We start from the raw sequence: 9,779 nt of genomic DNA, 5'->3' as shown, positions 1-9,779 counted from the left end.
TCAACGCCTGGCTGCAGAACTTCCGCCGCGTCGTCACCCGCTGGGAGTACAAAGCCCAGAACTACCGAGCATTCGTCCAACTCGCCTGTATCTGCATCATGCTGAGACAATTTTGAGACTGCCTCTAGTTGCGCTCGGGCTGCGTGCGCAGCTTCTCGAGCTGATCGCGGAAGCGTTCGCAGGGGTCCTCGTCGTCGACCCGCGGCGTGAACCAGATCAGATCCAAGCCGGGGCGGTGGCGCGCCGCCTCTCGCCCGAGGTCCTCCGTCGAGATCGGGCCCGCGGGCACCTCGGCGAAGCCGAGCGCGAGAACGCTGCGCCCGGGCGCGCGCCGGCCGAGATACAGCGGAACGGCCCGATCGCTTCGGACGTGCCCGGCGCCCGCGATCAGCACCGCGCCGTCGCTGCCCGGCGCAGAGAGCAGCGCGTCCGCGAGCGCGGCGTCGCGAGCGCGCTGCAGCTCGATCATCGCGTCGACCATCGAGTCCGGAGCCATCCCGCAGTGCGACGTGCGCACCTCCTCGGCGAGCTCCTGGCGCAGCGCGTCGGGAAGAGGCGGATCGATCGCAAGGCGCTCGCGCTCCGCCGCGGGAAGCGCGGCGAGTCCGCCCTTGCGAATCCGCGCCAGGTCGGAGCGAGCCAGATCCGCGGGCAGGATCGGAAGGTCCGCGGCGAGCGCCGCGGCGAACACCGGCCGGTAGAGCTCAAAGTCCGGCCAGCCGCTCCGCGCCCAGTCGAGCGCGTCCGCCAGCGCATCCGGGTCCGCGGGATGATCCGACCGCGCTGCCGCGAGCGCATCTGCCCGATCGCGCGCGATCATCTCGAACGCGATCGCGGGCCTGCGACCGGCTCGCGCGATCCCCTCGATCAGCCACGCCTGCAGGCGGTGATGATCCGGATGGTCGTGCCGCTCCCCGAGCAGGACGAAGTCGGCGCGCGCCGCGCGTTCGAGCGCGAGCGCGGGCGTGATGAAGCGCTGCTCGGCGGAATCGAACACGCGTCCGGAGAGCGGATGCTCACGGCCGAGCGGCGCGCGCCATTCGAGCCACGGCTCGGCCGGCTGCGCGGGCGCCGAGCCAGGACTCGCGCAGCCGAGCAGCGAGGTCGCCGCGAGCAGCGCAACGACGATTGCGACCCGCTCGAGTGGCATGCCCTCAGCCCGACTCGAGGTCCACGCCTGCCAGCGCGAGCCCGATCCAGACCAGCCCCAGGAGCAGCGAGCCAAGCGATGCCGAGAGGAAGACCGTGCGGTAGGCGCGGCTGCTCTCTTCGCGTGGCGCGAGCACGCCGAGCAGCCACGAGACACCCATCATCGACGCCACCGTCCCGGCGCCGAAGCCGGTCAGGTAGAGCACCGACTCGGCGAACGAGTGCATGCCGGCCGCGGGAAGCACCGCGAGCGTGCTCCCGGTTCCGACCAGCCCGTGCAACGTTCCGATCGAGAGCGCCGCGGTCGCGTGGACGTGGGCGTGGTCGGCTTGGTAGGCGTGCGAGAAGTGGTCGACCGAGTGCTGCAGGTGCCAGAGTTCCCAGACGCCGACGGCCACCAGCACGAAGCCGACCAGGTAGTCGCCCACGCCCGCGAGCAGCTCGAGATCGAGCCAGTCGGCGGCCGTGATGAAGAGCAGCGCGACCGCGACGATGCCGACCGCGTGCCCTAATCCCCAGCGCAGTCCGACGACCCACGCTCGCCGGTGCGCCTCCACCGAGAACGGCGCGAGCGCAGCGACGTGGTCGGGCCCGAGCAGGACGTGCCCGAATCCTGCCGCGATGCCGGTCAGCAGGACGAGGATCACGAGACGGCGGGGCGAGTCAGCGCGGCCCGATACTCGGCCGCGAGCTCCACGTAGTGTCGGTTCTGCTCGTCGAGCTCCGCGCGTTCCTGGTCCGAGACCCGGCGGGCCAGACGCGCGGGGCGGCCGAGCCAGAGCTCGCGCGGGCCGACCCGCTTGCCCGGCGCGAGCAGCGACCCGGCTCCGAGCATTCCCTCGCTCGCGACGAACGCGCCGTCCAGGATCACCGATCCCATGCCCACGAACGCCCGGTCCTCGAGCGTGCAGGCGTGCACGATGCAGCCGTGGCCGATCGTGACCTCTACACCGATCAGGGTCGCAAACCCGGCCCGCGAGACGTGCACGATCGAGCCGTCCTGCAGATTCGTGCGCGCGCCGATCCGCACGCGCTGCACGTCCCCGCGAACCACGCAGCCGAACCAGACGCTGGCCTGCGCGCCGACCTCGACGTCGCCGATCAGGGTCGCGCCGGGCGCGACGAACGCGTCGCTCGCCAGGCGCGGGCGGGAGGCGCGATAGGACAGGATCCGAGCTTCCAAGGTGCGCGGATTCTAACGCCCATGCGCGGCTTTAGAGGGCGGCCGCGGCGGTTCGATCGGGGTCGGGATCAATCTTGACTTGATCGTACACTTTATTAGGCTGCGGGAACGATGCAGCTCCTCGCCCAGGAAGAGTACGGGCTGCGCTGCCTGGTTCAGGTGGCGCGGCAGCGCGGCTCCGACCCGCTCACGATCCCCGAGATCGCCGCGCGCGAGGGGATCTCGCCCGAGTACGCCGCCAAGCTGATGCGCGCGCTGCGCCAGAGCGGCTTCGTCACGAGCACCCGCGGGGCCGGCGGCGGCTACCACCTGTCCCGTCCGGCGCAATCGATCACGGCCTGGCAGGTGGTGCAGGCGCTCGGCGGATCGCTCTTCTCGGCGGAATTCTGCGAGGCCCACCCCGGGCAGCTCCACGACTGCGTGCACTCGACCGGCTGCTCGCTCCGCGGCCTGTGGAGCTCGGTCGAGAGCGCGATCCGCGAGATCCTGGAGGGCAGGACCGTCGCCGATCTGGCCGGGCTCGATCGCGAGCTGCTGGCGATCTCCGACCCGCCGGGCGAGCCCAAGCCAGGGGCCACGCCATGAGCCGCAATCCCGAGCTCGGAGCACTGGCGGAGCGCGAGTACGAAGCCGGCTTCGTCACCGACGTCGAGTCCGAGACCGTAGCCCCCGGGCTCGACCCCGAGGTGATCCGGCGCATCTCCGAGAAGAAGGGAGAGCCCGGCTGGCTGCTCGACTGGCGGCTTCGCGCGTTCGCCCGCTGGAGCGAGATGCGCGAAGAGGACGCGCGCTGGGCGAACGTCTCGTTCCCGAAGATCGACTACCAGGCGATCAGCTACTACTCGGCGCCGAAGCCGCGCAAGAAGCTCGACAGCATGGACGAGGTCGACCCGGAGATCCGCGCGACCTTCGAGAAGCTCGGCATCCCGCTCAGTGAGCAGAAGATGCTCGCCGGCGTAGCGGTCGACGCCGTCTTCGACTCGGTCTCGGTCGCCACCACCTTCCGCTCGAAACTCGCGGAGCTCGGAATCATCTTCTGCTCGTTCTCTGACGCGGTGAAGAGTCACCCGGAGCTGGTGCGGAAGTATCTCGGTTCGGTCGTCCCCTACTCCGACAACTACTTCGCGACGCTGAACTCGGCGGTGTTCACGGACGGCTCGTTCGTGTACATCCCGCCCGGCGTTCGCTGCCCGATGGAGCTCTCGACCTACTTCCGGATCAACGAGGCGAAGACCGGCCAGTTCGAGCGCACGCTGATCATCGCGGACGAGGGCGCGTACGTGTCGTACCTGGAGGGATGCACCGCTCCGATGCGCGACGAGAACCAGCTTCACGCCGCGGTCGTCGAGCTGGTGGCGCTCGAGGGCGCCACGGTCAAGTACTCGACGGTGCAGAACTGGTACCCCGGGGACAAAGAGGGCCGCGGCGGCATCTACAACTTCGTGACCAAGCGCGGCGCGTGCCGCGGGCGGCGCTCGAAGATCAGCTGGACGCAGGTCGAGACGGGATCGGCGATCACCTGGAAGTACCCGAGCTGCATCCTGCAGGGCGACGAGTCGGTCGGGGAATTCTACTCGGTTGCGGTGACGAACCACCGCCAGCAGGCCGACACCGGCACGAAGATGATCCACATCGGCAAGAACACGAGCAGCACGATCGTCTCGAAGGGTATCTCCTGCGGCCGGGGCCAGCAGACCTACAGAGGCCTGGTCGAAGTCCACCAGAAGGCGAGAGGAGCGCGAAATCACTCGCAGTGTGACTCGCTCCTGATCGGGGACCGCTGCGGCGCACACACCTTCCCATATCTGGACGTTCGCAACGCGAGCGCGCGGGTCGAGCACGAGGCCACCACCAGCAAGATCAGCGAAGACCAGCTCTTCTACTGCCTGCAGCGCGGCCTGGGAAGCGAGGACGCCGTCTCGATGATCGTGAACGGTTTCTGCAAGGAGGTCTTCCGCGAGCTGCCGATGGAGTTCGCGGTCGAGGCCTCGAAGCTCCTCTCGGTCACGCTCGAAGGCGCGGTCGGATAGGCACGGAGGCTTGATGCTCGAGATCCGGAATCTGCACGCGCGCGTGGAAGGGAAGGAGATCCTGAAGGGTCTCGATCTGATCGTTCGCGCCGGCGAGGTGCACGCGGTGATGGGTCCGAACGGCTCCGGCAAGAGCACGCTCGCGAACGTGCTCGCCGGCCGCGAGGGCTACGAGGTGACCGCGGGAAGCGTTCTCTACCGAGGACGGGATCTGCTCGCGCTCGCGCCGGAAGAGCGCGCTCGCGAGGGCGTCTTCCTCGCCTTCCAGTACCCGGTCGAGATTCCGGGCGTCACGAACTCGTACTTCATGAAGGCCGCGACGAACTCGGTCCGCAAGCACCGCGGCCTGCCGGAGCTCGACGCGATCGACTTCCTCGCGCTCGTGAAGCAGACCATGAAGACCCTGGAGATGGACGAGAAATTCCTCTCGCGCTCCGTGAACGAGGGCTTCTCGGGCGGCGAGAAGAAGCGCAACGAGATCCTGCAGATGCTGCTGCTCGAGCCGACGCTGGGCGTGCTCGACGAGACCGACTCCGGGCTCGACATCGACGCGCTGCGGATCGTCGCGGACGGCGTGAACCGACTGCGCTCGCGCGAGCGCGCCTTTCTCGTGATCACGCACTACCAGCGGCTGCTCGACCACCTGGTTCCGGACCGCACGCACGTCCTGATGGGCGGGCGGATCGTGAAGTCCGGGGATCGGTCGCTCGCGCTCGAGCTCGAGAAGCAGGGCTACGGCTGGATCGAGCGCGAGCTCGCCGGAGCACCGCGCGCATGAGCGCGACGGCCGCAGAGCGCGCCTTCGCGGGCCGGTTCGAGGCGTCGCGCGCGGAGCTCGGTGCGCGCGAGCCGGCCTGGCTCGGGCGACTCCGCGAAGAGGCGTTCGGCGCGTTCGCCGCGCAGGGGCTTCCGACGACCCGGCTCGAGGACTGGCGCTTCACGTCGCTCGCCGCGCTCGCGAAGCTCGAGCTCGGCACCGTCGCCGACCGGGCCGACGCGGCGCCGGCGTCCGGACCGGAGTTTCTCGCGCTCGGCGCGGCACACCGGATGGTGTTCGTGAACGGCCGCATCTCGCCCGCGCTCTCTTCGCTTGGCGCGCTTCCCGCCGGCTGTCGGGTGGCGCCGCTCTCGGAGGTCCTCGCGACCGATCCCCGCGCAGTCGAGCGCGTGCTCGCGAGCGCCGCGGACGCGAAGCAGCGAGCGCTCGTCGCCCTGAACTCCGCCCTCTTCGCCGACGGCGTCTTCGTCGAGCTCTCCGATGGCGCGGTTCTCGACCGTCCGGTGCACGCGCTCTTCCTGCAGTCGGGCGCGGGCGGGCCGATCGCGAGCCACGTGCGGTCGCTGATCTCGGCGGGAGCGGGAAGCCGGGGGCTCGTCGTCGAGCAACACGCGGGGGCGAATCCGAGCTCCGACCTGACCAACGCGGTGACGGAGATCCGGCTGGGCGAAGCCGCATCGCTCCAGCACGTGCTCGTGCAGGAGCTGCCGGACGCGAGCCACCTGCTCGCGGCGGTCCTCTCCCGGCAGGACGCCGGAAGTCGCCTGGGCCTGCACTCGATCGCGCTCGGCGCCGGGCTCGCGCGCGTCGAGCTCGAAGCCCGGCTCGAAGGGGAGCGCGCGGAGCTCGAGATGAACGGCCTCTTCCTGGGCCGCGGCGCGCAGCATCAGGACCACCACACGACCATCGACCATGCCGCGCCGCGCACCAGCAGCCGCGAGCTCGTGAAGGGCGTGCTCGACGGCCACGCACACGGCGTCTTCCACGGTCGGGTGCACGTGCGCCCGGACGCGCAGGGGATCGATGCCGACCAGACCAATCGCACGCTGCTGCTCTCCGACGCCGCGAAGATCAACAGCAAGCCGCAGCTCGAGATCCACGCCGACGACGTGAACTGCAGCCACGGCGCGACGATCGGCCAGCTCGACGACGCGCAGCTCTTCTACCTGCGCGCGCGCGGCCTCGATCTGGCCAGCGCCCGCGCGCTGCTCACGGTCGCCTTCGCGAGCGAGGTGCTGGCAAAGCTCCCCTCCGAGACGCTTCGCGACTCGATCGAGCGCGCGCTGCTCGCCTGGCTGCCGCAGCGGGGCACTCCGTGACCGGACTCGACGTCGATGCGCTGCGCAAGGAGTTCCCGATCCTCGCGCGCACGGTGCACGGCAAGCCGCTGGTCTACCTGGACAGCGCCGCGTCGAGCCAGAAGCCCGCCTGCGTGATCGCGGCGATCGTCGACTACTACGAGCGCCATCACTCGAACGTGCACCGCGGCGTTCACACGCTCTCCGAGGAGGCGACCGTCGCCTACGAGCGCGCGCGCGCGAAGGTGCAGAAGTTCGTGCGCGCAGCCTCGCCGCGCGAGATCGTCTTCGCGCGCGGCACCACCGAGGCGATCAACCTGGTCGCGCAGGCGTGGGCGCGACCGCGACTCGGCCCGGGCGACGAGGTACTGATCACCGAGCTCGAGCACCACTCGAACCTGGTGCCGTGGCAGATCGTCTGCCAGCAGACCGGCGCCCGGCTCGTGGTCGCGCCGATCGACGCGACTGGAACGGTGATTCCCGAAGAGTACGAGCGAAGGCTCTCGAAGCGCACGCGCCTGGTCGCGCTCGCGCACGTCTCGAACGCGCTGGGAACGGTCCTGCCGGTGGCAGAACTCACTCGTCTGGCGAAGCAGGTCGGAGCGACCGTGCTCGTCGACGGGGCCCAGGCCGTTCCGCACATGCCCGTCGACGTGACCGCGATCGGCTGCGATTTCTACGCGTTCTCCGGACACAAGATGTATGCGCCCACGGGAATCGGCGCGCTCTTCGGCCGGCTCGAGCTGCTCGAGTCGATGGAGCCGTGGCAGGGCGGAGGCTCGATGATCCGCAACGTGACGTTCGAGAAGACGACCTGGGCCGCGCCGCCGGAGCGCTTCGAGGCGGGCACGCCGAACATCGCGGGCGCGGTCGGCCTGGGTGCGGCGATCGACTTCCTGGACCGGACCGATCTCGCGGCCGTGCAGCAGCACGAGGCGGATCTGGTCGAGTACGCGAGCCGCAGGCTGGCCGGGATTCCGGGCGTTCGCCTGATCGGAACCGCGCGCGAGCGCGCGGGCCTGGTGTCGTTCGTGGTCGGAGACGTGCACGCGCACGACGTCGGCACGATCCTCGACGGAGAAGGCATCGCCGTGCGCGCCGGGCATCACTGCGCGCAGCCCGTGATGGACCACTTCGACGTGCCCGCCACCGCGCGCGCCTCGTTCGCGGTCCACAACGGCCGCGACGACGTCGATCGGCTCGTGGCCGGCGTCGAGCGCGTGCGGGAGATCTTCGCCTGATGTCCGACCTGCGCGACCTGTACCAGGAGGTGATCCTGGATCACACCAAGCACCCGAGGAACTTCGGGACGCTGGAGCACGCGACGCATCGCGCGCAGGGCCGCAATCCGCTCTGCGGCGATCAGCTCGCGCTCTTCCTGGAGGTCGTCGACGGCCTGGTTCGCGACCTGCGCTTCGCGGGCAAGGGCTGCGCGATCTCGACCGCGTCGGCGTCGCTGCTGACCGAGGCGCTGAAGGGCAAGACCACCGACGAGGCGCACGAGATCTTCGCGCGCTTCCACGAGGTGGTGACGACCCCCGCCGACCGGCCGATCGACGTTTCCAGGCTCGGCAAGCTCGCGGTGCTCGCGGGCGTGCGCGAGTTCCCCATGCGGGTCAAGTGCGCGAGCCTGGCCTGGCACACGCTCGAGGCGGCGCTCGCCGGCCGAGCCGACCCTGTGACGACGGAGTAGACATGAGCGCGAATTCGATCGAGACCCCGAAACCCGGACCCGAGAGCGTGCGCGAGAGCGTGATCGAGGTGCTTCGCAGCGTCTTCGACCCCGAGATTCCGGTCAACATCTACGACCTCGGGCTGGTCTACGGCGTCGAAGTCGACGAGGAGAACCACGTGCGCGTGGTCATGACGCTCACCTCGCCGATGTGCCCGGTCGCCGAGAGCCTGCCGCCGGAAGTCGAGCAGAAGGTCCGGCAGATCCCCGGAGTCGCGCACGCCGCGGTCGATCTGACCTGGGAGCCGATCTGGACCCCGTCGATGATGTCGGAGGCGGCGAAGCTCCAGCTGGGATTCTGAGCGGTCTCGGGCGTGCGCTCGACGATCCGATCCCAACTGATTCGGATCTCGGCGGCGCTCGGTGTCACCGCGTGTCTCGGATCGTACAGCTCGGCCGTCGACGAGACGCGCGCGGGATTGCTCCAGCTCGACGGCCGGGACCTGCGCGAGTGTCTGGGCGTTCCGTCCGACTTCGACATCGTAGGCGATCTCGAGCGCCAGACCTACCGCTTCGAGGGACACGACCCGTTCGGTGACGACTTCCGAGCCGATCGCGGCGACGGCATCGTCATTGGCAACGCGCTTCCGCGCGACCGGCTGGGGCTTCCGTCCGATGAGCCCGACCCGTCGTACTGCCAGCTCGACTTCGAGCTCACGAACGGCCGCGTGACTCGCGTCGATGCGAACGGCCGCACGCGCGACGGAATGAACGCGGACTCGAGCTGCATGCTGCGTGCGCGTCGCTGTCTGCCCGGGTCCGAAGAGGACGACTTCTAGTCGCTCGCGCCAGATCCGCCACGCCCGTAGCCGTCTCCGCCCCGCTCCGCCCGCCTCAGCAAGCGGCAACTTCGGAGTTGCACACGAGCGCGCATTTCCGCCAGCGTCATTCCCCACATACAGGCTTTCCGTCAACCCCGCGGTTCCCGCAACCGAAGCAGTGATGTCGGGGGTTTACCCCCCGGGGGAGAGCCGAATTGGGGATCCGCGTCACCGCGCGGAGCTGGATCGCGCGCTGCGTGCTGGCCGCCGTGTGGCTGCTGGCAGCGGCGAATGCGCGTGCGGCCGGTACGCCGGCCGGCACCCCGATCTCCAACACCGCGACCGTGAGCTACGACGTCGGCGCGGATTCGTACACGCAGAGCGCAACCGCGGTCTTCACGGTCGACGAGCGGATCGACGTCGTCGTCACCTGGCAGGACGCCGCGGCCGTCGTCGTCGCGCCGGCGGACGTCGATCGCCTGCTCACGTTCCTCGTGACGAACACGGGAAACGGAAGCGAGTCCTTCGCGCTCTCGGTCGACGCCGGAATCGCGGGGGATCAGTTCGATCCCTCCAACGCACGCATGTACGTCGATGCGAACGTGAACCACCCCGGGTTCCCCGGAGACTCGATTAGTTGAGTCCGGCCTCCATGACCGGAGCTTCTTCTCGTCCCGCATAGTACTTCGCCTCGAGCTCGACGGGCGGGATGTCCCCGATCGAGCTGAGCAGCCGACGGTTATTCCACCAGTCGACCCACTCCAGTGTCGCGAACTCGACCTGTTCGATGTTCCTCCACGGACCGTTGCGCCGAATGACCTCGGTCTTGTAGAGACCGTTGATCGTCT

The 9,779-nt window shown here is 69.4% G+C and carries 13 protein-coding genes; 9 read left to right on the top strand and 4 right to left on the bottom strand.

What is annotated here, in order from left to right:
* Positions 1 to 124: 124 nt before the first annotated feature.
* Genes FJ108_16650 through FJ108_16640 form a run of 3 tightly spaced genes read right to left on the bottom strand, consistent with a single transcriptional unit; the run spans position 125 to position 2,332 of the window.
* Positions 125 to 1,150 (bottom strand): ChaN family lipoprotein, encoded by a 1,026-nt coding sequence (locus FJ108_16650; GenBank protein ID MBM4337518.1) that lies wholly within the window; start codon positions 1,148 to 1,150, stop codon positions 125 to 127.
* Positions 1,151 to 1,154: 4 nt separating this feature from the next.
* Positions 1,155 to 1,796 carry a hypothetical protein gene (locus FJ108_16645; protein ID MBM4337517.1) on the bottom strand — a complete coding sequence of 214 codons (642 nt, stop codon included), beginning with the start codon at positions 1,794 to 1,796 and terminating at the stop codon, positions 1,155 to 1,157.
* A complete protein-coding gene (locus tag FJ108_16640) occupies positions 1,793 to 2,332 on the bottom strand; it encodes a gamma carbonic anhydrase family protein (GenBank protein ID MBM4337516.1) in 540 nt (179 codons plus the stop codon). Before FJ108_16640 ends, FJ108_16645 begins: the two co-directional genes overlap by 4 nt.
* Before the next feature lie 111 nt (positions 2,333 to 2,443).
* Between FJ108_16640 and FJ108_16635 the strand changes: the two genes are divergently transcribed.
* From FJ108_16635 to FJ108_16595, 9 genes are all read left to right on the top strand, one after another.
* Positions 2,444 to 2,917, top strand: coding sequence for an Rrf2 family transcriptional regulator (locus FJ108_16635; GenBank protein MBM4337515.1), 474 nt, complete (start codon positions 2,444 to 2,446; stop codon positions 2,915 to 2,917).
* On the top strand, positions 2,914 to 4,362 hold the full coding sequence (sufB, locus tag FJ108_16630; GenBank protein MBM4337514.1) for a Fe-S cluster assembly protein SufB: 1,449 nt from the start codon (positions 2,914 to 2,916) through the stop codon (positions 4,360 to 4,362). Before FJ108_16635 ends, sufB begins: the two co-directional genes overlap by 4 nt.
* A 13-nt stretch (positions 4,363 to 4,375) precedes the next feature.
* Positions 4,376 to 5,140, top strand: a complete 765-nt coding sequence (gene sufC, locus FJ108_16625; GenBank protein ID MBM4337513.1) for a Fe-S cluster assembly ATPase SufC — start codon at positions 4,376 to 4,378, stop codon at positions 5,138 to 5,140.
* Positions 5,137 to 6,459 carry a Fe-S cluster assembly protein SufD gene (gene sufD / locus FJ108_16620; GenBank protein ID MBM4337512.1) on the top strand — a complete coding sequence of 441 codons (1,323 nt, stop codon included), beginning with the start codon at positions 5,137 to 5,139 and terminating at the stop codon, positions 6,457 to 6,459. The genes sufC and sufD overlap by 4 nt, the downstream gene beginning before the upstream one ends.
* Positions 6,456 to 7,679 carry a cysteine desulfurase gene (locus FJ108_16615; GenBank protein MBM4337511.1) on the top strand — a complete coding sequence of 408 codons (1,224 nt, stop codon included), beginning with the start codon at positions 6,456 to 6,458 and terminating at the stop codon, positions 7,677 to 7,679. The genes sufD and FJ108_16615 overlap by 4 nt, the downstream gene beginning before the upstream one ends.
* Entirely contained in the window at positions 7,679 to 8,131 is a 453-nt protein-coding gene (locus FJ108_16610; GenBank protein ID MBM4337510.1) for an SUF system NifU family Fe-S cluster assembly protein, read from the top strand. The genes FJ108_16615 and FJ108_16610 overlap by 1 nt, the downstream gene beginning before the upstream one ends.
* 2 nt (positions 8,132 to 8,133) lie before the next feature.
* Complete coding sequence (locus FJ108_16605; protein ID MBM4337509.1) at positions 8,134 to 8,472, top strand: SUF system Fe-S cluster assembly protein; 339 nt, start codon at positions 8,134 to 8,136, stop codon at positions 8,470 to 8,472.
* A 12-nt stretch (positions 8,473 to 8,484) separates the two neighbouring features.
* Positions 8,485 to 8,949: a hypothetical protein gene (locus tag FJ108_16600; protein MBM4337508.1), complete on the top strand. Its 465-nt coding sequence runs from the start codon at positions 8,485 to 8,487 to the stop codon at positions 8,947 to 8,949.
* Positions 8,950 to 9,146: 197 nt separating this feature from the next.
* Positions 9,147 to 9,572 carry a hypothetical protein gene (locus FJ108_16595; protein MBM4337507.1) on the top strand — a complete coding sequence of 142 codons (426 nt, stop codon included), beginning with the start codon at positions 9,147 to 9,149 and terminating at the stop codon, positions 9,570 to 9,572.
* Here the strand turns inward: FJ108_16595 and FJ108_16590 are convergent.
* Positions 9,565 to 9,779 (bottom strand): IS3 family transposase (locus tag FJ108_16590; protein ID MBM4337506.1); only part of this gene is annotated, 215 nt, incomplete at its 5' end. The two genes, FJ108_16595 and FJ108_16590, sit on opposite strands and share 8 nt — an antisense overlap.

The organism is Deltaproteobacteria bacterium (genome assembly GCA_016875225.1).
In the GTDB taxonomy this organism is placed as follows: domain Bacteria; phylum Myxococcota_A; class UBA9160; order SZUA-336; family SZUA-336; genus VGRW01.
Note: the sequence above shows the minus strand (reverse complement) of the source record. Positions and strands in the feature narration are given on the sequence as shown.